The sequence below is a fragment of the Sphingomonas ginsenosidimutans genome, from assembly GCF_002374835.1.
Taxonomy (GTDB): domain Bacteria; phylum Pseudomonadota; class Alphaproteobacteria; order Sphingomonadales; family Sphingomonadaceae; genus Sphingomonas; species Sphingomonas ginsenosidimutans.
On sequence record NZ_NWVD01000005.1, the window covers coordinates 151,809 to 178,803 of the forward strand.

General features: G+C 66.7%; 23 protein-coding genes. 8 read left to right on the forward strand and 15 right to left on the reverse strand.

The window, feature by feature from the left end; all coding sequences use genetic code 11:
• Positions 1-67 precede the first annotated feature (67 nt).
• Positions 68-805, reverse strand: coding sequence for a type 1 glutamine amidotransferase domain-containing protein (locus COA17_RS12920; protein ID WP_096612945.1), 738 nt, complete (start codon positions 803-805; stop codon positions 68-70).
• 251 nt (positions 806-1,056) lie between these two features.
• Between COA17_RS12920 and COA17_RS12925 the strand changes: the two genes are divergently transcribed.
• A complete protein-coding gene (locus COA17_RS12925; RefSeq protein WP_096612947.1) occupies positions 1,057-1,965 on the forward strand; it encodes a LysR substrate-binding domain-containing protein in 909 nt (302 codons plus the stop codon).
• A gap of 148 nt (positions 1,966-2,113) precedes the next feature.
• Here COA17_RS12925 and COA17_RS12930 read toward each other — a convergent pair whose 3' ends face one another.
• From COA17_RS12930 to COA17_RS12990, 13 genes are all read right to left on the reverse strand, one after another.
• Positions 2,114-3,610, reverse strand: a complete 1,497-nt coding sequence (locus COA17_RS12930; RefSeq protein ID WP_096612949.1) for a PepSY-associated TM helix domain-containing protein — start codon at positions 3,608-3,610, stop codon at positions 2,114-2,116.
• Positions 3,607-4,161 (reverse strand): hypothetical protein, encoded by a 555-nt coding sequence (locus COA17_RS12935; RefSeq protein ID WP_176484900.1) that lies wholly within the window; start codon positions 4,159-4,161, stop codon positions 3,607-3,609. Before COA17_RS12935 ends, COA17_RS12930 begins: the two co-directional genes overlap by 4 nt.
• A gap of 5 nt (positions 4,162-4,166) precedes the next feature.
• Positions 4,167-6,452, reverse strand: coding sequence for a TonB-dependent receptor (locus COA17_RS12940; protein WP_096612953.1), 2,286 nt, complete (start codon positions 6,450-6,452; stop codon positions 4,167-4,169).
• 414 nt (positions 6,453-6,866) lie between these two features.
• Positions 6,867-8,648: a sensor domain-containing phosphodiesterase gene (locus COA17_RS12945; RefSeq protein WP_096612955.1), complete on the reverse strand. Its 1,782-nt coding sequence runs from the start codon at positions 8,646-8,648 to the stop codon at positions 6,867-6,869.
• A 65-nt stretch (positions 8,649-8,713) separates the two neighbouring features.
• Positions 8,714-9,925: a Ca2+-dependent phosphoinositide-specific phospholipase C gene (locus COA17_RS12950; protein WP_066487610.1), complete on the reverse strand. Its 1,212-nt coding sequence runs from the start codon at positions 9,923-9,925 to the stop codon at positions 8,714-8,716.
• Between the two features lie 72 nt (positions 9,926-9,997).
• Positions 9,998-12,403: a TonB-dependent receptor gene (locus COA17_RS12955; RefSeq protein WP_245857798.1), complete on the reverse strand. Its 2,406-nt coding sequence runs from the start codon at positions 12,401-12,403 to the stop codon at positions 9,998-10,000.
• A gap of 308 nt (positions 12,404-12,711) precedes the next feature.
• On the reverse strand, positions 12,712-13,917 hold the full coding sequence (locus tag COA17_RS12960; protein ID WP_141397094.1) for a TetR/AcrR family transcriptional regulator: 1,206 nt from the start codon (positions 13,915-13,917) through the stop codon (positions 12,712-12,714).
• Positions 13,918-14,004: 87 nt separating this feature from the next.
• Positions 14,005-14,724 carry a DUF6796 family protein gene (locus tag COA17_RS12965; protein WP_066487617.1) on the reverse strand — a complete coding sequence of 240 codons (720 nt, stop codon included), beginning with the start codon at positions 14,722-14,724 and terminating at the stop codon, positions 14,005-14,007.
• A 9-nt stretch (positions 14,725-14,733) separates the two neighbouring features.
• Positions 14,734-16,332 (reverse strand): PepSY-associated TM helix domain-containing protein, encoded by a 1,599-nt coding sequence (locus COA17_RS12970; protein WP_096612959.1) that lies wholly within the window; start codon positions 16,330-16,332, stop codon positions 14,734-14,736.
• Between the two features lie 6 nt (positions 16,333-16,338).
• On the reverse strand, positions 16,339-16,635 hold the full coding sequence (locus COA17_RS12975; RefSeq protein WP_096612961.1) for a hypothetical protein: 297 nt from the start codon (positions 16,633-16,635) through the stop codon (positions 16,339-16,341).
• On the reverse strand, positions 16,632-16,907 hold the full coding sequence (locus COA17_RS12980) for a hypothetical protein (RefSeq protein ID WP_096612963.1): 276 nt from the start codon (positions 16,905-16,907) through the stop codon (positions 16,632-16,634). Before COA17_RS12980 ends, COA17_RS12975 begins: the two co-directional genes overlap by 4 nt.
• Positions 16,904-17,716: an alpha/beta hydrolase gene (locus tag COA17_RS12985; protein WP_141397095.1), complete on the reverse strand. Its 813-nt coding sequence runs from the start codon at positions 17,714-17,716 to the stop codon at positions 16,904-16,906. Before COA17_RS12985 ends, COA17_RS12980 begins: the two co-directional genes overlap by 4 nt.
• Positions 17,713-19,875: a TonB-dependent siderophore receptor gene (locus tag COA17_RS12990; protein WP_096612967.1), complete on the reverse strand. Its 2,163-nt coding sequence runs from the start codon at positions 19,873-19,875 to the stop codon at positions 17,713-17,715. Before COA17_RS12990 ends, COA17_RS12985 begins: the two co-directional genes overlap by 4 nt.
• A gap of 221 nt (positions 19,876-20,096) precedes the next feature.
• On the opposite strand from COA17_RS12990, the gene bla reads away from it, so the two are divergent.
• Positions 20,097-20,981 carry a subclass B3 metallo-beta-lactamase gene (gene bla, locus COA17_RS12995; protein WP_096612969.1) on the forward strand — a complete coding sequence of 295 codons (885 nt, stop codon included), beginning with the start codon at positions 20,097-20,099 and terminating at the stop codon, positions 20,979-20,981.
• Positions 20,982-21,112: 131 nt separating this feature from the next.
• Here the strand turns inward: bla and COA17_RS18840 are convergent, their stop codons facing one another.
• On the reverse strand, positions 21,113-21,598 hold the full coding sequence (locus COA17_RS18840; protein ID WP_176484901.1) for a hypothetical protein: 486 nt from the start codon (positions 21,596-21,598) through the stop codon (positions 21,113-21,115).
• Positions 21,599-21,716: 118 nt separating this feature from the next.
• On the opposite strand from COA17_RS18840, the gene COA17_RS13000 reads away from it, so the two are divergent.
• From COA17_RS13000 to der, 6 genes are all read left to right on the forward strand, one after another.
• Positions 21,717-22,064 (forward strand): ArsC family reductase, encoded by a 348-nt coding sequence (locus COA17_RS13000; RefSeq protein ID WP_096612971.1) that lies wholly within the window; start codon positions 21,717-21,719, stop codon positions 22,062-22,064.
• Between the two features lie 78 nt (positions 22,065-22,142).
• Positions 22,143-22,562: a hypothetical protein gene (locus COA17_RS13005; RefSeq protein WP_066488222.1), complete on the forward strand. Its 420-nt coding sequence runs from the start codon at positions 22,143-22,145 to the stop codon at positions 22,560-22,562.
• A 23-nt stretch (positions 22,563-22,585) separates the two neighbouring features.
• Positions 22,586-23,461 (forward strand): 3-methyl-2-oxobutanoate hydroxymethyltransferase, encoded by an 876-nt coding sequence (gene panB, locus COA17_RS13010; RefSeq protein ID WP_070321603.1) that lies wholly within the window; start codon positions 22,586-22,588, stop codon positions 23,459-23,461.
• 82 nt (positions 23,462-23,543) lie between these two features.
• Positions 23,544-24,260: a tetratricopeptide repeat protein gene (locus tag COA17_RS13015; protein WP_066490997.1), complete on the forward strand. Its 717-nt coding sequence runs from the start codon at positions 23,544-23,546 to the stop codon at positions 24,258-24,260.
• Entirely contained in the window at positions 24,257-25,579 is a 1,323-nt protein-coding gene (locus tag COA17_RS13020) for a PQQ-like beta-propeller repeat protein (RefSeq protein ID WP_066491000.1), read from the forward strand. Before COA17_RS13015 ends, COA17_RS13020 begins: the two co-directional genes overlap by 4 nt.
• 43 nt (positions 25,580-25,622) lie before the next feature.
• Positions 25,623-26,990: a ribosome biogenesis GTPase Der gene (gene der, locus COA17_RS13025; protein ID WP_096612973.1), complete on the forward strand. Its 1,368-nt coding sequence runs from the start codon at positions 25,623-25,625 to the stop codon at positions 26,988-26,990.
• The last annotated feature ends 5 nt before the right edge of the window (positions 26,991-26,995 follow it).

Sequence of the window (26,995 nt, forward strand, 5' to 3'; positions counted from 1 at the left end):
CGGATCGTAGACGGGATTGATAGGGGCGAGGCCGCTGGTCTCGCCCCTACTCATTGTGGGCGAACCTTCATGCCGTAGCGAGATCCGGTTGTTCGTTGGCTTGGCCACCCAGATGGAGAGCCGCCAGCACCGCGTCGGCAAGCGGGGCGCTCGATGCCGGGTTTTGGCCGGTCATCAGGTTACCGTCCGTCACAACGTAAGGGCCCCAGTTTGGCCCCTTCTCATAGGCGGCACCCATGTCACGCAACGTCTTTGCGAGAAGCCACGGGGCGTTGTCAGCAGTCCCCAGTTCAATCTCCTCTTCGTCGCTGAACGACGTCATGCGGCGGCCGGCGAACGGCCAGGAGCCGTCGTCCTTGCGAGTGGCGAGCAAGGCCGCCTGACCGTGACAGACGGGCGCGATAATCGTCCCGCTGGCATCCGCCTCGATCAGGACGCGCGCCATGTCGTCGTCCCTGTAGAGGTCCTCGACCGGGCCGTGCCCACCGGGGATGACGATCGCATCGTAATCAGCCGTCGCGACATCGGCCAGCACCAGCGGCTTCGCCAGCCGATCCGCGATGCGGTCCAGATAGGCGCGGAAATGATTGACGCTCGCCTGGCCGACCACCTCCGGGTTCATCGAGTGCGGATCGATCGTGGGAGGGATGCCGCCCGGCGTCGCGATGTCGACGGCGCAGCCGGCAGCGACGAACTTCTCGTCCATGACGACGAATTCCTCGGCCCACACCCCGCTCTGGTACTTGGAGCCGTCCGCCCTGGTCCAGGTGTCGGCGGCGGAAAGAACGATCAGCAGCTTGGTCATGCTTTATCTCCTGGTGCAGCGGCGGCGCAGGCGCGCAACCGTGAGGGTGTCAGACCGCTTCCAAGCCGGCGCAGGCAGCCGCCAGCAGCCCCGACACACGCACGAGGCGTTGGCGCAGGAACACTGGACTGGCACCGATGCCATTCCTTCGAAGCAGGGCGCTGTCTTTCGACACCTCGTCACTACGTTCGTACCGTAGCTGCGACAAAGACTTTGCGCGACGGGCACCCATGCCTGTAAAGCATGGCAGCATGGAACTGCGTCATCTACGATACTTCGTTGCCGTGGCCGACGCCGGCAGCCTGACCGAGGCGGCCGCCAACCGCCTCCACACCTCGCAGCCGTCACTCAGTCGGCAGTTGCGAGACCTAGAGGCCGAGGTGGGCACGCCATTATTCAACAGGGAACCGCGGGGCATCACCCTGACGCCCGCCGGTCAGGCGTTCCTGAGCCATGCTCGCCTTGCGTTGACGCAAGCCGGCGAGGCGATTGCCGCTGCACGCCGGATCGCGCGTCCTGCAAAGGCCAGTTTCGCGGTCGGCTTCCTCACGGGGCAGGAGGTCGAATGGCTACGGCATGTCACCAACCTGCTGCGCGACGAGCTGCGTGCCATCGACTTCCGCGTGACCAGCGACTTCTCGCCAGCGATCGGCGCGGCCGTCCAGCGCGGCGAGATCGATCTGGGCTTCTCCCGTATCGAGCAGCAGCCGGACGTGACCTACAGGATCATCGCGCAGGAGCCGATCGTGGTGATAATGCCGCGTGATCACCCGCTGGCGTTGAACCAGCGGATCGATCCACGGGACATCGAACCGGGGGCGTTCATCGGCTACTCGAACACGCCGCATGTCCTGCGCGGTATCGTCGACCGATACTTTCGCGAGCGCGGCCTGGTGATGGCGCCGACCCATTTCCTCGATGGATACGCCACGGGCATCTCGCTCGTTGCGTCTACGCGCGGCGTCACCTTGCTACCGGCCTATGTGGAAGCGCTGCTGCCTCCGTCGCTGGTGAGTCGGCCGCTGGTCGGCGACGGCCCCACGATCGAGGTCGCGGCCGGATATCGAGCCGACAATTCCTCCCCGATCCTGGCGGCGTTCCTTCGAGACGTCGATCGTCTGATCGCGGCGCGACAGTCGGAGGTCGGATTGGCTAAGTAGGGGGGCAATGCGTCGCACCGCCTTGTGCCAACAGACTTGGTCCTCTTACTCGAAATGACCGATGACGGATCGTCGGCGCCTTCGGCTGGGCTCTCCCGATCAAGCCGCGTCGTCGTCCAGTAGAGGGCAGGGCGTGAAGCACCCGCTGTTACGCGGCGGCGTGTCCTTCTCGCCGGGGTTTGGTAGCCGGATGCCGAAATAACAGCCCGGCGCCGATCAGCAGCGCAAGCTCCATGGCTATTCCCGACAAGCCGATCGGGCGGGTGATCACGTAGACCAAAGCAAGCGCAAGGGTGCTGGCTGCGACCAGACGACGAACGCGCACAGCTCCGTTCGATGCATCGAACCCTTTCGCGGCGCCGGCGATGGTCAGTGAGCCCGCCGTCGCCGCCATCCAGATCCAGATCAAAAGGCCATCGTGCGCAGGAGCAGCCAATCCGGTGACCCCTACCAGCGCCAGGGCCAGCGGTTGGCCCCATGCGATGCCCGCCCACAACCGCTCCCACAGCGGTACGGCACGGCCCCGATCGCGGCGCCGTGCGAGCCAGATCGTCACGCCGCGCGACGTGACGATGCAAAGCGCCAGACCCAGCAAGCCGTAGAGCAATCGTACCGGCAGACCGCCGAACCATCCGAAGTGAAGCTGGCCAATGCCCCCCAGCATTCTGGTTCCGAGCACGAGGTCGGCCGGATGCCTGTCCTTCACGACGTTGCCCTTCACATCGAAGATGGTCGTATCCTGCGGCACCAGCAGGCGATCGCGTTCCGAGGAGACGGTGAGGCGGGCGTCGGTGCGCCCCGCGCGCTCAATAATGAGCTGGTGAGGCGTTGCGCTACCCCCGCGACGTCGGGCCTCGGCGAGCATCGGCTCCAGCGGCGGCAGCGGTGCCGCCACCGCGTTGATGGCCGGCGGTGCTTCCGTGAACAGCCCGTAGACCTTCGCCGTGTCGCCCCGGTAGAGGAGCATCGCCAGGACGCCGACGATCAGTGTGCTGAGGCCCAACAACGCGCCGGTCAGCGCGATGGCGACATGGAACGGCAGCGCCCAGATGCCGAGGCGGTTGTGCAGGTCCGCTTCCTGCACCCGTCGCGTGCCTCCCCGTCGCAAGTGGAAGGCATCCTTGAAGATGCGCGGATGCGCGAGGATGCCTGACATCAGCGAGGAGAGGAGCGCCACCCCGGTCAGGCCGACGATGAAACCGCCCCAGGCACGCGGCAGGTGCAGCGCGACATGCAGATCGACGAGGAAGTCGGCGATGGGAGTGCGCCGTTCGGTCAGGGTGCCGTTACGGTCCGGCGCCCATTCGCGGTGGAGCGCGGGCGTATAGGCGATGATGCTGGCCTCCGGCTCCTCCAATGAAGGTAGCGAGACGTACAGCGTGGCGTGCGCCGGCCCGCTTTCCTGCGCGGATCGGACGGCCCGGTCGAGCGCACCTGGGGCAAATGCCGTGATCGAGGGCGCATCGGGCTGCTCCCAGCGCGCTATGTCATGGGCGAAGACGGCAAGCGTGCCCGTCAGGCAGACGAGATAGATGATCGCGGCGAAAGCGAGGCCGAGGATGCCGTGGCCGCTCAGCACCGCCCGCACGGTGGCCGGCGACAGCGGCCAGCCACGCGGCGCATCCTGTTTGCCAATGGTTTTCATACCAGGCCTCGCATTGCGGCCAGAGTGAACCCGGCGACCGTTGTTCCCAGAAGCACCGCCAGCGAACGGAGCAGCCGCTGATCGGCGAGCGTCCAGGTCATGGCGAGCGCCCAAGCAATCGGCATGAGCAGGCCACCGATGATGATGCGGGTCCGCGGATCGCCGGGTGCCCAGGTTGCGTAGCAGAACGCGATTCCCATGGCGGCGGTCATGCCGAGCGGCCCTGCCAGCAGCGCCTTGAGCCACCCGCGCCACGCCTTCGATGGTCCTTCAAGCGGCTCGGGCGCTAGGCTCGCACTTCGCCCGGCGCGTGCCGCGCGGACCGTCCGCCCCTGAAACATGACGATCAGCGCAGCCACCCCGATTCCGGCAACGGCCAGCGCACTTCCCTTGACCCTGCCAACCCACGCGGCATCGAGCAGGACAGTGCCGGCAAGCACCGCCCATCCGCTCACGATCAGGCCGACACGCTCGCGCAGCCGATCCGCCCATGCGCGCCGCAGCAGCGTGGCACCGGCCGATCCACCGATGACGGCGACGAGCGCGGCCATGGCTGTCACAGATGCAGTTCCAGACCGGCACCGAACGTCTGCGGATCGCCGACGATGCCGCGATTGCCGTCCGGGGTGCGGTACTGGACGTAATCCTCGTCCAGCAGGTTCCGTGCAAAGGCGAACAGGGTCCAGCGACCGGCATCATAGCCGAGCCGGGCGTTCACCACCGTGCGGCCGGGCACGCGCGACTGCCCTTGCGTGGTGCCGACATCGGTGAAGACGGCGCTGCGATAGTTGGCGTTGACGTTGCCCGCGATGGCGCCGGCACGGCCGTTGATCCCCGCCGCCAGCGTCCAGCGGGGCGCATAAGGGAACTGCGATCCGGCCAGGTTGACCGTGCTGGTCGAACCTGCGGGCAGATCGAAGCGATCGTATTTGGTCCGGACGTAGCCGGCCGACGCATACGCGTCGAACATGCGATTGAGACGGCCCTGCACCTCCAGTTCCCCGCCGTAGAGGTGCGACTTGCCGGCGTTCACCGTATTGTAGTCGTAAGCGTTGAGGCCGAAGAAGGCGGTCGTCTGCTGATCCTTCCAGTCGACGTAGAAGATGTTGGCATTGATCGTCAGCCTTCCGTCCAGCCAGCGCGAGCGCAACGACCCCTCGTAGTTCCAGCTATACTCCGGATCATAGGCGACGAGCAGCGCGCGCGCCGGGTTCTGGCTCGACCCGCCCGAGCGGTAGGCGCGCTGCACGGTGAAAGCGGTGGTGAGATCGGGCGTCCACTCCATGCTGAGGCCGGCCTTCGGCAGAAAGGCGTCGAAGCTGCGCGCGTTGCTGGCCCGCGCCGATGCCGCCTGCGCGACCAGGCCGAGCACGCCGCGGTTGATCGCGGTCACCGCGAGGTTGAGCGGGGTACCCGCTGCGCCGAACGTGGTCGGATTCGGCAGTGTGCCGTTGAAGGTCGCGATCGTTTCCGCGCCGTAGCGGTTGTCCTCGTGATCGTAGCGGAAGCCGGCGAGCAGCGAGAGGCGATCGCTCACGCGCAGGCGAGCGTCGCCGAACAGCGCGGCGTTCTTCACGAACAAGGGCTGATCGGCAATATAGCGGACCGGTATCTGCGGCAGTGCGGTGGCATAGGCTGTCGCGATCTGCCGCGCAGCGGCAGCCGGGAAACCGCCGCTCTGCAACAGTCCGACGATCGTGGTAACGGGCGTCGCGATGTTCAGGCGGTTGTTGGCGTCGAGCCCGCCGGAGCGCCGATAGGCCCAGGCGCCCAGCACGCCGCTCAGCCGCTCGCCATCGTAATTGAGGCGGAGTTCCTGCGTCCAGGTCCGGTACCGGCTGTCGTTGCTGATGAATTGTACGTCCGCGGCCGTGCCGTCCGCGTCCGTCTGGGCCAACGTCGCGGTGCGATTGAACGAGGTGACGCTCGACAGCCGCAAGCGGGGGGCGATTTCATAGCCGACGTTCAGCACTGCGATGTCGGAGCGGATGTAGCCGCGATTGGGCTGGTCGCTGGTCGATTGGCGGTGATCGTAGAAGTCCGGCGTGGTGAGGTTGGTATATTCGTACAGGTAGCCGCCATCGCGCCGCACGCGATTGTAGCTTGCCGTCACATCGAGGCCGGGCAGCGCCTGCGGAGTCCAGTGCAGCTTGCCGCGCAGGTTGAGCGTGCGCAGGCTGTCGTCGTAACCGCCACGCGTAACGTTGCGGATGATGCCACGGTCGGCGCGACGTTCGGCCGACAGGCGGATACCCAGCTCGTCGCGGATCAGCGGGCCGCCCGCCGCGACCGAGAAGGTGCGATCGTTGCGGTCCGTCCACAGGATGCGGCCGTCTGCGCTATAGTCGGTGACCGACGCATCGCGGGTCGTCAGCACGATGGCGCCCGCCAGCGAGTTCAAGCCCTGGATGGTGGATTGCGGCCCGCGCAGGATTTCGACCTGATCGACGTCCCACAGGTCGGTGGGGCCGCCGAACAGCGCCTGGCGGGGGATGGGCGCGCCGTCCACATATACCGTCGCCGTATCCGCATTGCCACCGGCACCCACGCCCTGGTTGTTGATCCCGCGGATGGTGAAGCCGGCCGAGCCATAGGTTTCCGAGACGTTGGCAGTGCGGTTGTAGACGTCCTGGATCGTCAGGATGTTCTCCTGCCGGATGCGTTCGGGGGTTGTGACTGCGACGCTCGTCGTCGTCTCCTGAAGCGTCCGGTTCGACTTTTCTCCGGTGACGATGATGTCGTCCGGTTGCACGTCTGGCGCGGAGGCAAGCGCCTGTTGCCCAAGGCTGGGTGTCGCGGCGATCAGCGCGCCGGTGCAGAGCAGATAGGCGATCAGTCTCATTGTGGCCCCTTTTTCAAAAGCGGCTACAAACCTACGTAATGATAATCAATAGCAAAAAACATTCGGCTCGTTTCTGCCGGGTGCCTTTCCGCGCTGGTGTCATCGCCATCTGGTGATGACACCAGCGCGGAAACGGCCGTTTTTCGTGAGGTTAGGAGCGTCAGAGGTCTGTCAGATCGTTTGCGCGACAAATGACAGACACGCGTGCACTTGGCGATCGGCTGCGGGCTGGACGTCCGCAAGACCGAAGACGAAGTGCGGGCGGTTGCCTGAGCAGCGCGAGCTGCCGGGGTTCGGCACGCTTGCCGTACCGCTTGCCGTACCGCTGGCGGTGCCGGCCGTTCGGTCGGCGAACGCCCGCGCCGTCTGGCTGGCCGTTCGATCCAGGGCACGTAGGTGCATGGGGAATGAGGGTCAGGCCGCCGCGGTCTGCCCCGTGCAATCGGCGTCCCGCTCGACCAACCATCGCGGTAGCCGGTCGGCATCAAGCGGGCGGGAAAACAGATATCCTTGCCCCTCTTCGCAGCCCATCCGTGCAAGCGCGGCTGCGGCATTGTGGGTTTCTATGCCTTCTGCGACCACGCGGAAGCCGAGCTTATGGGCCAGATCGACCATGGTTTCGACGAGCGTCGCATCGCTGCTGTCGCCGGCGGATAAGCCACGTACGAACGCCTGGTCGATCTTGACCACATGGGCGGGCAGTCGCTGCAGATAGGCCAGGCTGCTCTGGCCCGTTCCGAAGTCGTCGATCGCAAGGCTCACGCCTGCATCCGCGAGTTCACGCAACATCGCCATCGCTCGATCCGGCTGATCCATGATCGCGCTTTCGGTAAGCTCGATCTCGAGCCGGTCGGCGCGGAGCCGCCGCTGTAGCAAGCCGGATTGAATGCGTTCGACCAGATCGGTTTCGCTGAAATTGCTCGCCGAAATGTTGATCGACAGGTTGAGCGGGGAACCGGCCCGTTGCCACCCGGCAAGCTCGTCGAGGGCGGTGTTCAGGACCCACTGGGTCGTCTGACGCGCCAGCGTCGTTCGCTCGATGATGGGAATGAACTCGGCGGGCGAGATGTCGCCGAGGGTCGGATGACGCCAGCGCAGCAGCGCTTCGACACTGATGCAGCGGCCCGTCGCCAATGCCAGCCGCGGCTGGTACACGAGCCGAAGCTGGTCATCCGCCTCCAGCGCCGCACCGAAATCCTGGAGCAGGCGATAGCGCCGCCGATGCGCCATGTCGTTTGAGGAAGAGTAGACCGCGATCGCCCCATCCTCGCGACGCGCATCCTGCGCGGCACTGGACGCCCCTCTAAGGACATCATCTGCCGCCACCTCACCCAGGATGAACGGACGCACGCCGATCGCCACACTGGTCACGAAGCGCACCGACGAGACCGCCCGGATCGTATCGAAGGTGGAGCGCAGCAGGCCCAGATATGCGTCCTGCTCGACATCGGGCGGCGACAGGAAGGCAAATTGGGCCGCGCCGACATGATAGGCCGTTCGCGCCGGCGTCAGCGCCGTCTGCAACGCCAGCGACGCCTCGCAGATCATGTCGTCGACCCGAGCGCCGCCCATGGCCTGCCGGAACCGGCTCAACTCATCATCGCGCGCAAGGTCGACGGCAACGGCGAACCGCCGCTCGCCGGGGCGATCACGGGCAAGGTCGACGAGATCGTCGCGGAACTGCATCTGGGTGGCCAGTCCGCTGACCGGGTCGATGCGGCCAAAGGCGTGCTGCAACTCGATCTGCGCCATCACCATCGCCGCAAGATCGATCAGCGCCGCCATCTCGGACGGCGTTATCTGGCGTGGCTCCGTTCCGAGGACGCACAATGCCCCCAAGCCATATCCGTCGGTGGTGATCAGCGGTGCGCCAGCATAGAAGCGCGTCCCCGCGTGGGCCAGCAAGCTGTCGGCGTAGGATGGGCTGGCAGCGAAATCCTCGATGACGACGGGTTCGTTCGTCTCGGCCACCTCCGAACAGGGTGCCTTGTCACGCGGAATGCTATCATGGTCGATGCCGACCCGGGACTTGAACCATTGTCGGTCGCGATCGGTCAGGGACACGGCGGCGACGGGCAGGTTGAAGATCTGGCTGGCCATGCGCGTGATGCGGTCAAAGCTCTCGCTGGCCGGGGTGTCCAGTAGCTTGAGCTGGCGCAGTGCCGCAAGCCTGCCTTCTTCCTGATAGTTTCGCAAAAAACGACGCCTCCGCTGAGGAGCGTAGGCGCCAGGGAATTAAGGAATGGTTGCCGGTGAGCGCGTCAGCGCGTCAGACGGCAGCCCTTCGGCGCATTGACCGGGTTGCAACGTGCCTCGCCACCACCCGGCAGTCGCACCACATAGGTGGTGCCATAGGCGTTGCCCGGCTTGTAGAAGTCGGTGGAGACGATCTGCGCGCCGCTGGCAAAGGCCCGTTTGGCACGGACCGGATCGTTCACCTTCGCCTCATAGGTCTCGATATCGGCCCGAGCGCGCACCAGATAGCCTTGCCTCACGCGCTCGGGAATCTCCCTGGCGCGGACATTGGCGTTGTCGAGCAGCAGGAACGCGGCGTAACTTTGCCCCGGCGTGGCGCGCAGGAATGCGGCGCGGCCTTCCAGGTTCTCATGCCCCTCATGATAGGCGGCAAGCGCCTGGGGATCCATTGCGGTGAGCAGCAGGAAGACGAACTTGCCACGCGATGTCGCCAGCGTCGGCCAGTTGTGTGCGAGCACGCCAGCTTCGAGAGTGGCATAGGTGCCGCGGACCTGATCGGGGGTCACCAGCTTGTCGCGGCCGATCTCGCGGAAGATCGACTGGTCCATCTCGTCGAAGGCCGCGCGATCGAAGGCGAGCGGCGGCGTTCCATTGGGGAAGACCGGCACGGCATCGCTCTTCGCCTCGACCAGGATGAAGATCGGGGCATGATCCGGATGCGCATCCGACCAGGCGCGAAGCTGTTTCAGGCAGCGCGTGAACAGGTTGCAGCTCGAACGCACATCGAGATCGGCGATGTGGAACACCTTGAGGCCCGGCTTCTCCATGTCGGTGGCGTCATAGGGCAGCATCTGGCTGTCGCTGACGCCCGTGGCGCGCAACGCCGCAAAGCCTGCGGGATGGGCATAGCGTCCGCCCATTGGATCGTTGTTGATGTCGATCTCAAGGCTGCGGATACCCGCGTCGAGCTGATCGGTCAGCGTGGTGTAGCGATAGCTCAGGCCTTCGCTCATGCTGGTGAAGTTGGGGTGATATTCCTGCCAGTCAGCCTTCATCTTCTCGGGCATCGCTTTGGTGAAGGCCGCCAGCTTCGCGCCGAGCTTGGCGTCGACCATCGCGAGCAACCGCGGGTCGACGCCCTGCGAATAGCTGTTGTGGGTGCCGATCACCTGGATCTGGTTGATCCGTACCTCTTCGGTGCGGCGTGGTTCCCGGGCGATCGCGATCGCGGCGGTGCCGGTAGCGATCAGGCCCAGCGTGACGGCAAGCTTCTTCATGTCGTGCGTCCTAGGTGCGACGGGTCGTGCGCCGCCCCGGCCAGATGGCGCGGGGGCGGCGTCGAAGGTGCGTCAGAAGTTGATCTTTGCGAAGGCGCCGAGCGTTCGGTAGGCGTTCGGCGAGGTATAGTGCAGCAGGCCGAGCGGGCCGTAGATCTGCCAGCCGGTGGAATAATAGGTGTTCAGCAGGTTGCGGGCATAGACGCCCAACTCCACCGCATCATCCAGCCTGGCCAGGCTGACGCGGCCGTTCAGCAGGCCATAGGCCGGGATTCGCGAATAGGTCGAATTGGGCGTCTTGGTGCCGTCCGGGTTGCTGACCGCCGGGGCGAGGATATCGCCGAGCATTGCGCCCGTCACCGTCTGGGTGTCGCTGCGATAGCCATAATCAAGGTGCGCCTTGAGGTTCAGCCCGGCGCCGATCTCGTCCGCGTAGTCCATGGTGACGCTAGCCTGCCATTCCGGCGCATTGGTAAGGCGCGTGCCGGTATAGTTGGCGGTCGGGCTGGCGACGTAGTCGGTGAAGGTGGCATCGGTATAGGTCACGGAGCCGCCCAGCGTGAACTGGCGGGCGGGCTTGACCGTCAGCGACGCTTCGACACCGCGCGAGCGCAGGCCCGGCGCATTGCCGATTGCCGACGCCAGGATGAACCCGCCGACCCCGGTGCTCACCGGAGTGAGGATGGTCGCCTGGAAATTGGTGAACTCCGAGGAGAAGGCCGCGAGGTTGAACCGCGCGCGGCGATCGAACAATTCGCTCTTCAGGCCGATTTCCCAGCTCTTCACCGATTCGGGATTGTAGGGATCGTAGCGGTTCCCGACGAAGGCGACGCCGCCGGGCTTGTAGCCCGTGGCATAGCTTGCATAGATCATCACATCGCGGCTGATCGTGAACTGCGGCGCGATGCGATAGGTAAACCGGCCGCCGCTCCTCGATCCGGTGCGGAACGCCTCGGTCGGCCCGGCACCGGTGGCGATGAAGGTCGGCGAGTAGCCCGTGATCGGCTTCGGATCGATATTGATGTAGCTGATCGTCTGGCTGTTCCAGTCGTAATTGTAGCGTCCGCCGAAGGTCACGCTGAACCGGGGTGCCGGCGTGATCTTGATCTGGCCGAACGCGGCCGCCGCCTCGTTGGTGGCGTCGAACAGCACGGCATTGCCCAGCATCGCCTTGGTGATCGGATCGAAGGCACCGGTCAGCGCATAGAGCGTCGGCGACGGGACGCCGGCAGGCGACAGCAGCGGTGTGCCGAGCGTGCCCCATTGCAACTGGGTCTGCTTGGCATTCAGCTTGTTGTAGAAGGCGCCGAGCAGATATTCGATCGTCCCGCCCGTGGGCGAGGCGAAGTGGATCTCCTCGCTGAACTTGTTCGTCTTCAATCGGCCCGAGTTGAACGGGATGAAGGCATAGACGTCGCGGGGAAGCAAATTGGCAGGCGTGTCGTTATCGAATGTGGTCTCGCGATAGGCGGTAATCGAGGTCAGCGTGTGCTGGCCCATCTCATAGTTCACATGGAGCGAGCCGCCCTTGTTGGTTGTGGTGTTGTGGCCTAGCGACCCGTCGGCGCTGTCGGCATTCTCCGGCCCCGGGACGACGCCGAGCGCGATCTGCGCCGCGGTGAGCGCGGCGGCGGGCGCAAAGGCCGAGCCAGTCGGCCCGCCGACGGGCACCCGGATGGTCGTATCGATGTGGTGGGTATATTCGCCGGCGAGCAGCAGATCGAGCGACGGTGAAGGCTGGAACAGCAGCTTCCCGCGCACGCCCCATTCGCTGACCAGGCCAAGATTGCGGTCGAGCACGACATAGCGGCCCTTGCCGTCCTGCCCCAGTGCAAAGCCGGAGACGCGCAGCGCGGCCCGATCGCTGATCGGCACGTTCACGGTGGCATTGGCGTTGCGGTCGTTGCGCTCGCCATAGCTGGCATAGGCGGTGCCGGAGAACTGGCCGATCACCGGCTTGTTGGTCGTGATCGCGATCACGCCCGACGTCGAGTTCTTGCCGAACAATGTACCCTGCGGGCCCATCAGCACGTCGACGCGCTGGATGTCGGTGAGGCCGATCAGGCCGTTGTCGCGCTGGGCGTCCATCACGACATCGTCGACGACGACGTTGACCGACTTGGCATTGGAGAAGTCGAAGGACGTACTGCCGACGCCGCGGATCTGGAAGGCCGCCCCCTGGGTCGGGTCATATTGGACACCAGGCACGACATATTGCAGGTCGGTCAGCGACGTGAAGCCGCTGTCCTCCAGCGCCTGGCCGGTGACCGAGGTGATGGAGATCGGCACCGATTGCGCCTTTTCCTGGCGGCGCTGCGCCGTGACGACGATGTCGGTAAGCGCGGTGTCGCTTGCCCCCTCGCTCGTTTGCACCCTAGCGGTGTCGGCGCTCTGTGCAAACGCCTGTTCAGTAGCGCCGAAGCTGCAACCCAGAGTTGCTGCGCTGGCCATCAGCGCGCGGAATAGGTCGTTCGTCATCCAGAGTGCCCCCCAGTCCCACCGATTCGGTGGGCTACGGGAGTGCTTCCTATGAGGTGCCCATGACGGCACAATTACAGTTGTTCAGTTTCAGCCTTGGGCGTGCTCATTCTTCAGAAGCCGTCCCAGTCGCCTCGTGCCGGGGGGGATCGCCCGGATTTCCAAGCCAAACCAGCGTGTGAGGATGGGCGCGCCTCGAAGCCGGCGCGCGCGATAGCCGGCGCACGATGCATCCCGATCCGCCCTCCCGCTCCACGCCGGCGACGGTGCCTGTCAGCGGGTGATGCCGTTTCGAGGGCTCCTTCGGTTCAGGCCAATGAGCCAGTCCGCCATGCCTCCAGCGCGGCAAAGGCCTGAGCGAAGTGCGCAGGATCGGACGCCTTGCGCGCCATGCCGATCATGCCCAACCCGAAGGCGGCGATCGACAGCACCTGTCCCGCCGCGCGATCGAACGCCGCGCCGATGCCGATCTGCATCGCCTGCATGTCGCTCGCGCGCCAATTCTCGCCGCGCCGGCGCCGCATGTCGATTGCATAGGGTCGCAGGCTGGGTTCGCGGGCGCTCGCCAGCGCGATCATCGATGTCGCCTTGATCAGGTCTTCGATGCTGGTGTCGCTGGGCGGGCCGCCGCCATCGCCGATGCGGATATCGCTCCGGCGGCGGTGGAAGCGGGCGATAACCGCGTGGAGGCTTGCCACCACCAGGGCGGGACGCGATCCGAAATGATAGACGACGGTAGAGGCCGGCACGCCTGCAGCGAGCGCGACAGAGCGGTGCGTCACGCTGTCGATCCCCTGCGAGACGATCAGTTCGGCGGCGCTGGCGATGATCCGCTGGCGTTTCGGGTCCTCTTCCTCAACCGCGGGCGGTGCGGCGGTATCGAACAGGCCGATCAACGATGCGATCGCAGCACCGGTGCCGGCATCCGCATCGGCAAAGATGCCGCGCGCGAAGCGTTGCAGGCATAGCGAGCGAAGCAGGGCGTACTTCGGATCGTCGCCGATGCCGAGGGAGAATCCCGCCTCGTCCAGCACATAGCCCAGCGCCAGTTCGGCAAGCGCCGTGTCCCCGAATATGAGCGTGGCCCAGAAGCGCCCGGCATCGTCGAGCCAATCCTCAAGCGCCGCCAGCCGGTCGCGCCTAAGCGCACGGTCGTGGACCAGCTCGATCAGCAGAACCGCCTGGCGCCGTTCCCGTGTCACCCATTCGCGCAGCGCCAGTTCGGCAATGGCTGCGCGCGAGGCGCTATCCGTCGCGCCCACCGCTTTCGCGAGCGCCGCCCATTTTTCCAGGAACGCCCGGTCGCGCGTGTGCGCCGCCTGCGTCAGGCCTTCCAAGAGTTGTTCCTTGCTGCCCATGCGCGCCGAGATCACCGGCACGCTGACGCCCAGCCCTGTCGCGAGCGGCCGCAAGGTCAGTTCGGCGAGACCGCCGGACGCGATAAGGTCGAGTGCTTTGTCGACGATTGCATCGACGGAAATGCCAGGGGTTGCGATCGATCGATTGGCGGACACCGACGCGCATCTATCGCAATCGCTTCGTCCGGTCACGCCGAACGAGGCATTGGCGGGAATCTCCCGATTGTCGACGATCTCGCGTCTTTACCGCGCGAAGGTCCTGCCGCCATTCCAAAGCAGGATCGTGGACAGCGTATAGACGATGAAGAACCCGATATTGAGGGCAGCGGCGAAGAACCATGGCCCGACAGGTGCCGGTAACGCCGCACCCATGGCAGCGAGCAGCAGCGGCACGACGGGATTGAGCACGACCGCCGACCAACGCGGATAGCGGGTCGGGCGGGCGAGGATCGTCACGCACAACAGCATCATGCCGAGCGCCAGCGGGATCACCGCCAGGAACCATGCCGCCGCCTGCATCCGGCTAAACTGCGCGCCCAGCGTCAGCAGTGCGGGATGCGCCGCCACGGGAAGCGTCGGGATCGTCTTGTACACCATGCCGGGGTAATAGAAGGACGCATGGCCGAGCGGCGACCAGGCATTGGCGCAGAAGAGCAGCGCGAACGCGGCGAATGGGAGGATGCCCCCCGCCGGTTTCACGCCCTGATACAGATGCCAGCTTCCCGCGAGATAGAGCGGGATGGAGAGGTTGGCGATCATCGCGCCCGCCGCCAGCCTCGACTCGTCGAGCGGCAGCATCCATGCCAGCGCCTTGAACGGAATGCGGTCGGCATAGTCGCGCAGCAGCAGCGGGAATTGCTCGGGAGGCGCCGACCCGCCGACCAGCAGGACATCGCCGATCGCCCAGCAGATCGCACCGACGATCCCGGCGATCCCGGTGGCTCGGATGGCGAGGAGGTTCATGTCATTCTCCTACGTGGTGGCGATGGCCGGAGCGGCCCAGACGCTGTCACGCGGCCCGGCCACGGCTCGCCGCCGTGCGGCCCTGGCCATGGCGGCGAAACTGGCCGCGCCGAGGATCGCGACCAGATCGACCAGTCGGCTTGCACCGGGATGGCTCCAGCCATGCGCCAGCGCAGGGGACAGGATCGTGGTGAGCGGAATGGCGGCGGTCGCGCCGGCCGCAGCCCATAGCAGCTCCGATCCGCTGCGCGCCGCGCCGCGCAGCAGCGCCCAGCCAACGGCCGCGACGAACACGAGATAGTAGATGCGGCTGTGCCACGCGGCGAGATCGGCCCGGTCGGCCGGCAGCCACTTCGCGGCGGCGATCGTCAGCGAGATGCCCGCCACGCACCCCAGCGGAACGCCCACCGTCAGGCTTGCCAGGATACGGGTGGCACGGGTCTGCGTCACCGCGCCCGCCTTGCGTTCCTTGCGGCGGCGGCTCTCGATCCAGAGCAGGTTGCCCGAGTAGAACAGGAACGCCCCGGCCAACCCAAGCAGGAAATAGGACCAGCGCACGGGCGCGCCACCGAAGCTGCCGAAATGCAGCGTGAAGAAGGACGTGACCGCCGCGAACCATGGCCCCTGACGCCCCGGCATATAGTCTGCCTCGGTAATCGCGCCGGTGCGGGTGTCGATCTCCGCCCGGCCATAGGTCGGCGCGCGCATCCCGTAGCGCAGGTCGACGCCGGTGACGTCACCATGTGCCGCTTGCCTGGCATCATGGCGATAAGTGATCGAACGCAGTGCGAAGCCGGGTGCCTGGGCCGCGATGCGCCGTTGCAACTCGGCGGGCGACAGCGTGTCGCGCACCGCGTCATAGGCGGGCGGGCGTGGCTGGCCGGGCGGGGGTGGGGAACGCCGCTCGACCGTCGCGGCGCCGATCCGGTTCACCGCGCCTTGCACGTCGTAGATCTGGTCGTGGAAGGCGAAGATGACGGCGGTGATCGCCATGACGATGTGGAACGGCAGGCTGAACAGCCCGAGCAGATTGTGCAGGTCGAGCCACATCCGCTTCACATTCTTCCCGAAGCGCAGCGCGAACAGGTCCTTGGTCAGACTGGGCAACAGGCAGATGACGCCGGAGATGATGGCGACGGCGTAGAGCAGCGAGATCACGCCCATGATCGGCATCGCGATATTGCGACGGAACGGCAGACCGACCTGCTGGTGCAGCACGTCGACCAGCTCCGACACCGGCGACGCGTCCTGCCGCACCACCTGCAACACCCCGTCAGGCGCCAGTGCGGCGAGAAAAGTCGGGCCGGGCGCCCGGCGGGTGCCGGTGGTCCAGCTCAGCCGTGCGGGCTGATCGGGTCCGGTGTCGAGATGGACGGTATAGGCGGCGCGCGCATCGGGCCGGGCGCGCAGCACCTTGTCGATCAGTTCGGGCGTGCGATCCAGCGGTGGCGGCGCGGCGATGCCGGTCGGCGCGGAGGCCCAGCGGTTCAGCGGCTCGGCGAACATCGTGATCGCGCCGGCATAGAAGGCGACGAACAGCGCCAGCCCGGCGATGATGCCGACCCAGCTATGCACGTCCTTATAGGTCTTCACGATATCGGTGCGCATCGACGATCACCCGAGAAGAAGACGCGCAACGGCGTAGAGCGCCCAGGCACCCACATTGGCGAGCGCGAGCCAGCCCCATGCGCGCGCGCCGTTGCGAAACAGGAAGCAGAGGCCGAGGATCGCGCACCAGATCGGCGACGCCAGCCACATGGCGAGCTGCCGCTGCGCGCTGAAGGCGTCCGCGTCGGTCGAGAACAGCGTCGCGAAGGTGCAGGTCAACGCCATCGTCAGGGGGAAGCCGAGGACGGTCGCGGCCGACGCCTTGCCGAACCAGTCGCGACTGGTGAAAAGCGGGCGGCTCATCGCGCCGCTCCCCGCCGGAACCGCCACCAGCCGATCGCGACCGGAGCGATGCTCCATACCAGCATCGCGATCGTGGCCCAGGTGAAGACGGCCGTCGCCGGTCCATGCACCGTCAGCAGCAGCGCCAGCGCGAGCAGCAGGAGCAGCGTCCCGACGATCCGACAGGGGCGTGCCGCCACGCCCGGACGGATCAGCGCCTGATGCCGCGTGCCGGCGTAGAGACACATCGCCCCGCCGACGATGGCCGCCGGCGCGCACCATGCCGCGATCATCGGCCAGGTCCCGCAAAGGCGAAGTGGATCGCCGGCGCCATCGCCGCCAGCATCGTCGTCCCGTGCGACTGCCCCGGCAGCGGCAGGAAGCGCGCCCGGCCATCGTTCGCGCCAGGATCGAGCGAACGGGCCAGTGCCGCCGGAGCGGCCGCCGCGGTATCGCTTTCGGCGATCAGGATGGGGGGCGTCCCCTTCGCCGCGGCAGCCTCGCGCATGATCAGGCCGTCGCCGAACCACAGCGACGGACTGACGGCGACGACGCCGTCGACCATCGCCGGGCGGGTCAGCGCGGCATGCAGTGCCAGCAGGCCGCCGAAACTATGGCCTAGCAACGTCTCCCGCGACCGATCGACCCGCCAGCGCTGGCGAACAAGCGGCTGCACCTGCCGTTCGAGAAGGTCGAGGAACGCCTCCGCTCCGCCGGTCCGCAACCCGCTGGCAGGCATGGTCGCGGGGATCGTCCAGCCGGGCGTGACGGGCGTGTAATCGCGGACGCGGCGTTGCAGCGGCCCCGCCGCGATCCCGACCACGATGCCGTCCATGACCCCGCTTCGTCCACCCGCCCGCGCCAGTCGGCGCGCGGTGAGTGCCGCGATCGCGAAATGGTCCTCGCCGTCCAGCACATAGAGCACCGGATAGCCGGCGGGGGGCGGCGGCGCGTCCGGCCAGGCGATCAGGATGCGATACGCCTCGCCGCCCTCGGCATGGACGACCTGTTCGACGCTGTGCGGCAGCGTATAGGGCGTCTCCGCAGCCACGGACGCGCCGGGTATCGCCAGCGCGAGCATGAAGGCCGCGAACAACCTCACCACCGATATTGCAGCCGCAGGTTCAGCGTGCGGCCCGATCCGTAGAAGCAGGACGAGGCCGACGAGCACAGCGCGACATAACGATGGTTGGTGAGGTTGCGCGCATTGACCGACAGGACGATGCCGCTGGCGAAGGCCTTGCGCAGGAACAGGTCGTACAGCGTGTAGCCGGGCACGCGATAGGCATTGGCGGTGTCGCCATAGGAGACGCCGACATAGCGCGCGCCACCGCCCAGCCCGACGCCGCCCAGCGGCCCGACCTCGGCGAAGCGATAGTCGGCGAACAGCGACCCCATCCACTCGGGCACCTGCGTCAGCCGGTTGCCCTGTTGCCCGCGCTCGCCGCGCGTGATCTCGCTGTCCATATAGGTGCCGGTCGCGATCAGGCTCAGCCCGCCGACCAATGTCGCCTTGCCTTCCAGTTCGACGCCGCGGATCCGACCCTGCCCGGTCTGGACCTGGCAGGTCGTGCCGCCGCAGACATGGTTTCCGTCCGGGTCGGGGCTGGCGAGATTGTCCTGGGTCAGCTGGTACACCGCCGCGGTGAGCAGCGCGTTGCTGCCGCGGGGCTGGTATTTGACCCCCGCCTCATATTGTTCGCCGGTCGTCGGCTTGAAGGGCGTGCCGTCGAAATACTGGCCGGTCGTCGGCTGGAACGAGGTGGAGTAGCTGGCATAGGGTGCCATGCCGCTCGGCGAAACCCAGGTGGCGCCCGCACGCCACGTCACCTTGTCCGCCTTGGTCAAGGTCACCGGGTTGGTCGCCCCGGTCGCCAGTTCGTTCACCTGATGGTTCTTCGCCCAGTCATAGCGCGCGCCCATGGTGACATGGAGCTGTCCGATGGTGACCTGGTCCTGGCCGTAGACGCCGACCTGCTCCAGCCGCGCGTTCAGATGGACTTGCGGGCTCAGCGTCTGGAGCACCTGGCCGATGCCTTGCGACAGGGGATTGAAGATGTCGGGCATCGGCGGAACGTTCGTCGACAGGTCGCGCAGGTGACGCCATTCGGTGTCGAGCATGTCGACGCCGATCAAGACACGGTGCTGCAGCGGACCGCTGTCGATGCGCCCTTCGACCTTGGTGTCGAGGCCATAGCCGTCCGAATGGCCGACGCCCTGCACCGCGCGACGGTTGATCGTCTGTCCGTTGGCCAGCGTGCCGCCGCGCAGCACGGTTCCCTGGAACAACGTCTCGACACGGGTATAGCGGCCATTCTGGCGAAGCTCGAACCGGTCGGAGAAGGCGTGGCGCAGTTCGTAGCCCAGCAGATACTGGTTACGGTCATAGGTGTTGAACTGCGGCTCGCCCAGAAAGGCGTCGAGGCGGATATGGCGCCCACCGGCCCCCGGCTGCTGCGACCCGACATAGGGTAGGAACTGGAAGGTCGATCCTCCCTCGTCCCGCTGATACTGCGCCATCAATGTGATGCTGGTCGCGGTGTCGGGCGCCCAGGTGAGGCTGGGCGCGATATAATAGCGGCCCGTCTTGATCGCATCGATCTGCGCATCGCCATAGCGCGCCAGCCCGACGAGCCGCGCGCGGACCGTGCCGTCGGCGGTGAGCGGCCCGGAGACGTCCGCAGCGCCCTGATACTGCCACTTGCCGAGATCGGTGAACCCGGCCCCCTGCAACATGATCTCGCCACGCGGGTTAGCGGTCGGACGCTTCGTCACCAGATTGACGATCCCACCCGGTGCCACTTGCCCGAACAGCACCGCAGACGGCCCCTTCAGCACCTCGATCTGCTGAAGCGCGAAGGGATCGAAGGCGGTGCGCGTCCATTGCCCGCCGGCGGGCAGGCGGATGCCGTCGAGGAACAGATTGTCGCTGAAGCTGCCGGCCGAAAAGCCCCGCACCGAAAAGCTGTCGGCGCGGCTGTCGATACCGTCCTGTTCGGCCTGGACCCCGGCGGTATAAGCGAGCGCCTCCGTCACGCTGTGTACGGCGCGGACGTCGAGTTCCTCGCGCGTGATGACGGAAATGGATTGGGGTACCTCGATCAGCCGGGTCGCGGTCTTCGTGCCGGACGTCGCCTGGGTCTGTCCCGTGGCCGTCACCACGATGTCGGTATCGCGCAGTGCGTCGCCGTTACGCTCCTGAGCCGCCACCGGCCACGCCGCCGACGACAACAGCAATCCCACGCCCCAACCAATCTTCATATGTTTCCTGCCCCTGCGTCGGCGTACCCCGCACGCCGCCTCCCGGACGCCTCTAATGGCGCAGTATAATGCGAGTCAATCGCATTATCAAAGATGTCGTTATCGCTGGTGCGCGTGTCGCGGCTTGGTCAGCCGGACGGCTGACGGTATGCTGTCACGGAAAAATATCGTTAGTTACGTTATTTCAAGAGGTTATCGTGATCTTCAGTGGCGGAGTCGAGATGACGAAGACCTGCGATCAGGCGACCCGCGCCTTCGTCATTCGTACCGTCCGTTCGGCGCTTGCCGCGCTGGCCTTGTCCGCGCTGACGACGCCCGCCGCAGCGCAGTCCGATCCGCCCGAATGGACGCGCCCGATCCCACCGGTGCGGCTGATCGGGCCGATCGACTATGTCGGGACGGAAGGGCTGGCGGCCTATCTGATCCGCACCCGCGCCGGTGCGATCCTGATCGACGCGACGATGGCGCAGAACGTGCCGGCGATCCTGCGCAACATCGCCGCGCTGGGGGTGAAGCCGCGCGAGGTGAAATACATCCTCGTCAGCCATGCGCATTTCGATCACGTCGGCGGGCTGGCGGCGATGCAGCGCGCCACCGGCGCACGCGTGCTGGCCGGGGCGGCGGACGTGCCCGCGCTGCGCACCGGCATCCCGCCGGGCGAGACCAATTACGGCGTCATCCGCTTCGCCCCCGTGCCGATGGCGCGCGGGGTGCGCGACGGGCAGGTCGTGCGGCTGGGCGGGGTCGAGCTGCACGCGGTCGCGACGCCGGGGCACACGCCGGGCTGCACCAGCTGGACGATGCGCGTGACGCAGGGGTCGCGCCCGCTCGACGTCGTGTTCCCGTGCAGCGTCTCGGTCGCTGGCAACCGCCTGTTCGCCAACCGCCGCTATCCGGCCATTGCCGCCGATTATCGCACCAGCTTCGCCCGCCTCGCGCGCTTGCCCGCCGACGTGGTGCTGCCCGCGCACCCGGAGCTGGCCGACGTCCGGACCCGCGCCCGCACCGGCACGCTGATCGCCCCCGGCCTGCTGCGCGACATGGTGTTGCGCGCCCGCGACGATTTCGACCGCGAATGGATGAAGCAGGGGCGCATCGCGAAATAGATCGGCTTCTATGGCCGCGGCCGTCCCGCCCGACAGGAACACCAATGACGAGGACGATGTACGGCATCCCCAATTGCGAGCAATATGTTAGGGTTGTATGCAGAACTCGGAACGCAGGTAAGCTTCGATCGTCAGTGCTTAGTGGACGAAGGTAGGCTCGGAACAATTTCCGATACCTTGATAAGTGGGCCCCCGGTATAGTGGCAATAGCCAAGAATCATCATAGCATCTGGCCATTCCGTATCGCACTGTCCGACGATCCCGACCACTGTAGAGCGCGTGGCACGTTGCGGAGCCCGCTCAAGAATTTGCTCGCGTGCATATATACCGATACGACGACCGCGGAATGAATGAGACGAATTCGATTTTTTCTCGTTGCCGTCGCTTGCTCGTTTGAAAAGTGCGCGGACCGCCCAGAAGCCCTCAACTGCAACGCAGGTGCCGTTGAGTTTCGGTCCTTGCTTTATGATCGCGTCGAACGACAGATGGAGAGCATTTGTGCTATTGCACTTCGCCGGATCAGACCACGCTCCAACGATGATGTCTTGAGACCCTGCCGGGTCGGCAGCAGTCTGCGCGGAAGCCGTGGTCCAAAGTGCCGAAGCGGCGACTACCATGCAGAAGCGTTTGAGCATCACTGAATGTAGCACACCTCTGCATCTCGGCTAGTGGACGGAAACCGGTGGCCTGCTTCGGGTTCGCGCTCGGGGGGGGGGCTTCAAGAAGGACTTGTCTATGACGGTGACCATATATGGGATAAGCGCCTGCGACACGATCAAGAAGGCCCGTACCTGGCTCGACACCGCCGGCGTGGGGTTCACCTTCCACGACTATAAGAGATCCGGCGTCGACACCGCCGCGCTCGATCGCTGGATCGATGCGGTCGGTTGGGAGGTGCTGCTCAACCGCGCCGGCACCACGTTCCGCAAGCTGCCCGACGCCGACCGTGCGGACCTCACGCCGGAGAAGGCGCGCGCGCTGATGATCGCGCATCCGTCGCTCATCAAGCGGCCGGTTCTGGAGCATCCCGGCGGCGTCGAGGTGGGGTTCAAGCCGGATTGCTACGCTGCGCTGTTCGGCTGACCGCGCGCATTGCGGCATTTGCCAACCCGCCCCGCGCACGCCATGGTCCGCCGCGCATAAGGGAGGGGAGGGGCGCGGATGCGCGGCGCGTGGTGGTTTCGGGTGGCGGTGATCGCCTTTTTCCTGTGGTCGTTGTCGGGCGTGTTCGCCTGTATCCAGCAATTCCGGCTGGGGGCGGAGGCGATGGGGCCGGCGAGCGACTATGATCGCGCGCTCTTCGCGTCGCTGCCGATCTGGTACATGGCGGTCTATGCGGTGGCGACCGGGTGCAGCCTGCTGGGCGCGCTGGCGATGATTGCCGGGTCGGTGCTGTCGGTGCCGCTGCTGACGATCGCGCTGGTCGCGGTGATGATCCAGTTCGGCTGGCTGTTCGCCACGACGGATATCGTCGCGGTGAAGGGCGTGTGGGTCGCCTATTTCCCGCTATTGATCCTGGCCGTCGCCGCGGGCGCGCTGAAGCTGGCGCATCTCGGCCGTCGTCGCGGCTGGATCGGCTGATCGGCAAGGAGTAGCGTCGCACCATGTCCACCACCTTCACGATCGACAGCGCGACCAGCCGCGCCAACCCCGTGTCCGCGCCGATGAAGCGCCTGACCGTCCCCGCGGTGCGCGATCGCAAGGCGAAGATCGCGGCGGGCACGGGCGAGCCGCTGGTGATGCTGACCGCCTATACCGTGCGCATGGCGCAGTTGATGGACCCGCATTGCGACCTGCTGCTGGTCGGCGACAGCCTGGGGCAGGTGATCTACGGCCTGCCGTCCACGGTGCCCGTCACGCTGGAGATGATGGCCGCACATGCCGCGGCGGTCGTGCGCGGCAGCTATCACGCGGTCGTCGTCGTCGACATGCCGTTCGGCAGCTACGAAGGCTCGCCGCAGCAGGCATTCGACAGCGCCGCCTATCTGATGAAGCAGAGCGGCGCGGCGGCGGTGAAGCTGGAGGGCGGGGTGGCGATGGCGCCGACCGTCGCCTTCCTCTCCGAACGCGGCATCCCGGTGATGGGTCATGTCGGGCTGACGCCGCAGGCGGTCAACGCGCTGGGCGGCTATGGCGCGCGGGGTCGCAGCCAGGCGGAGGCGGACAAGATCGTCGGCGATGCACGCGCGGTGGCGGAGGCGGGCGCCTTCGCCGTGGTGATCGAGGGCGTGGTGGAGCCGATCGCGATTGAGATCACGAAGGCGGTGACGGTGCCCACGATCGGCATCGGCGCGTCCGCGCAGTGCGACGGGCAGGTGCTGGTCGCGGAGGACATGCTGGGCCTGTTCGAGCGCGTGCCGCGATTCGTGAAACGCTACGGCGACATGGCCGCCTTCGTCGCCGAACGCGCGGAGGCCTATGCCGCCGAGGTGCGGTCGCGGGCCTTCCCCACCGACGAGCAGACCTATGCCCCGCGATGACGCGCGCCGCCGTAACGCTTCCCCTGTTGCGCAAGGCCCGCTAAGGCGCAGCGGTTTCCCCCTCTCTTTCGCGGAGTGACCGGTGGCTTTGACGCCCCAGAACAATGAAGCGTTCGTGCGTGAAGTCGACGAGGAGCTGCGCCGCGATCAGGCGCTGCACGTCTGGCGTACCTATGGCCGCGCGATCATCGCGGGCATCGTGTTGGTGCTGGCTGCCTTTGCCGGCTTCCTGTTCTGGCAGCATCGCCAGCATCAGGACGCCGAGCGTGAGGGCGAGACCCTGCAGAAGGCGTATGACGATCTGGCGGCGCAGGATACCAAGGCCGCGGCCGCCCCGCTGGCGCAACTCGCTGCGTCGAAGCGCGACGGCTATCGCGTGCTCGCGATCTTCAGCCAGGCCGACGTCCTGCTCCAGAACCAGGACCTGCGCGGCGCGGCGGCGAAATTCGCCGCGGTTGCGGGCGACGCCTCGGTGGCGCAGCCGTTCCGCGATCTGGCGCTGATCCGCCAGACGTCGGCGGAATTCGACACGCTCAAGCCCGATGTGGTGGTCGAGCGGATGCGCCCGCTGGCGGTCGCCGGCAATCCGTGGCTGGGCAGTGCGGGCGAGCTGATGGCGATCGCCTATCTCAAGCAGGGACGCCGCGATCTGGCGGGGCAGGTGTTCGCGCGGATCGGCGCGGACAAGGACGTGCCCCCGACCCTGCGTCAACGTGCGGTTCAGATGGCCGGCGCGATGGGGGTGGCTCCCGCCGCCGCCGCCACGGCCGCCAGCAACGAAGGTAAGACCAAGCAATGAAGACACGCTTCGCGACCGGGCTGGCGCTTGCCGCGCTGGTAAGCCTTGGCGGGTGCGGCATCTTCAAGAGCGCGCCGAAGAAGACCCCGACCGTGGGTCAGCGCGTGCCGATCCTGATGTCGGAGAATGAGGCGGAGGCCGACAAGACCATCGCCGAGGTACAGGTGCTGCTGCCCACCCCCGTCGCCAACGAGGCGTGGGCGCAGCCGGGCGGCAATGCCTCCAAGTCGATGGGCAGCCTGTTGCTGTCGGCCAATCCGTCGAAGCTGTGGAGCGCGCGTATCGACGGCGGCAGCAACCGCGCCCGCCTCGCCGCGGCGCCGGTGGTGGCGGAGGGCAAGCTGTTCGTCAGCGACGTCGATGCCACCGTCCATGCCTTCGCCGCGGATACCGGCGCGCCGCTGTGGACGCGCTCGCTGACCGAGAACGACCAGAACCGCTCGGCGCGATTCGGCGGCGGCGTCAGCTATGACGATGGCAAGGTCTATGCCACCGACGGGCTGGGCGATGTCGTCGCGATGAACGCCGCCGACGGCGCGGTCGTGTGGCGCGCCAAACCGGGCGGGCCGCTGCGTGGTGCGCCGACGGTCGCCAACGGTCAGGTCTATGTCCTCAGCCAGGACAATCAGATCTACGCGCTGGGGCAGGCGGACGGGAAGGTCGTGTGGACCATGACCGGCAACCCCGAGACGCAGGGCGTGTTCGGCGTCGCGGCGCCCTCGTCCAGCGCGGGGACGATCGTCGCCGGCTTCTCCAGCGGCGAACTGACCGCCTATCGCTACGAAAACGGCCGCACGCTGTGGCAGGACGCGCTGTCGCGCACGTCGATCACCACCTCGGTGTCGAGCCTGGCGGACGTCGATGCCGATCCGGTGATCGACGACGGGCGCGTCTATTCGATCGGCGAGGGCGGGCGCATGGTCGCGCTGGAGATCGCTACCGGCCAGCGGCTGTGGGAACAGAATCTCGCCGGCATCTCGACGCCGTGGGTCGCGGGCGAGTGGATCTTCGTCGTGACCGACGACGCGCGGCTGGTGTGTCTGTCGCGCGCCAACGGCAAGATCCGCTGGATCAGCCAGATGCGCGCGTTCAAGAACGAGAAGAAGCGCACCAACCCGTATAACTGGTTCGGTCCGGTGCTGGCGGGCGAGCGGCTGTGGGCGACCAATTCGCGAGGCGAGCTGGTCGGCATGTCGCCGTCCGACGGCGCGGTGCAGGTGACGATCAGCGGCAAGGTGCCGTTCTCGATGGGGCCGATCGTCGCCAACCAGACGATGTATGTCCTCAACGACAAGGGTGAGATCACCGCCTATCGCTGATCGCGGCATTGCGGGCGGGTGACAGGGCGACTAGGTGACGGCCATGTCCCGTTTCCCTATCGTCGCGATTGTCGGCCGTCCCAATGTCGGCAAGTCGACGCTGTTCAACCGTCTGGTCGGCAAGAAGCTGGCGCTGGTCGACGACCGCCCCGGCGTGACCCGCGACCGTCGGGAGGGTGACGCGCACCTCCTCGGCCTCGACTTCCGCGTCGTCGATACCGCCGGTTATGAGGATGAGGATCCTAATTCGCTGCCCGGCCGGATGCGGCAGCAGACGCAGGCCGCGGTCGACAGCGCCGACGTCGCGCTGTTCATGATCGACGCGCGCGCCGGCATCGTGCCGCTGGACGAGGAGATCGCCCGCTGGCTGCGCGGGTCGAGCACCCCTATCGTGCTGGTCGCCAACAAGGCGGAGGGCCGCGCGGGCGAGGCGGGCATCCTCGAATCGCTGGCGATGGGGTTCGGCGATCCGGTGCAGCTGTCCGCCGAACATGGCGAGGGCGTCGCCGACCTGTTCGAGGCGCTGCTGCCGCACCTCGAACCGCTGCAACCGCCGGAGGAACAGGAAGAGGACGATCCCGAAAACCCCAACGCCCCGCTGAAGTTGGCGATCGTCGGACGTCCCAATGCCGGCAAGTCCACATTGGTCAACCGCATCCTGGGCGAGGACCGGATGATTACCGGCCCGGAAGCCGGGATCACGCGCGATTCGATCGCGATCGACTGGGTGTGGAACGGCCCCGACGGCCCGCGCGACGTGCGGCTGATCGACACCGCCGGGATGCGCAAGCGCGCCAAGGTGCAGGACAAGCTGGAGAAGCTCTCGGTCGCCGACGCGCTCCACGCCGTCGATTTCGCCGAGGTGGTCGTCCTGCTGCTCGACGCGACGCTGGGGCTGGAGGCGCAGGACCTGCGCATCGCCGACCGCGTGCTGGAGGAAGGGCGCGCTTTGGTCATCGCGCTCAACAAATGGGACGTGGCGGAGGACGCCTCGAAACTGTTCAACGGCGTGCGCACCGCGCTGGACGAAGGGCTGGCGCAGGTGCGCGGCGTACCGCTGCTGACGGTGTCGGCGGCGACCGGCAAGGGCATCGACCAGCTGATGGCCGCCGCCTTCGCCACGCGTGAGGCGTGGTCGCGACGCGTCAGCACCGGGGAGCTCAATCGCTGGTTCGAACGCGCGCTGGAAGCCAACCCGCCGCCCGCGCCCGGCGGCAAGCGGATCAAGCTGCGTTACGTCACCCAGGCGAAGACCCGGCCGCCCGGCTTCGTGCTGTTTGGCACGCGCGTCGACGAACTGCCGACCAGCTACCAGCGCTATCTGGTGAACGGCATCCGGCGCGATCTGGGCTTCGGCGCGGTGCCGGTCCGCCTGACGCTGCGCGCGCCGAAGAACCCGTTCAAGAGCTGACGATT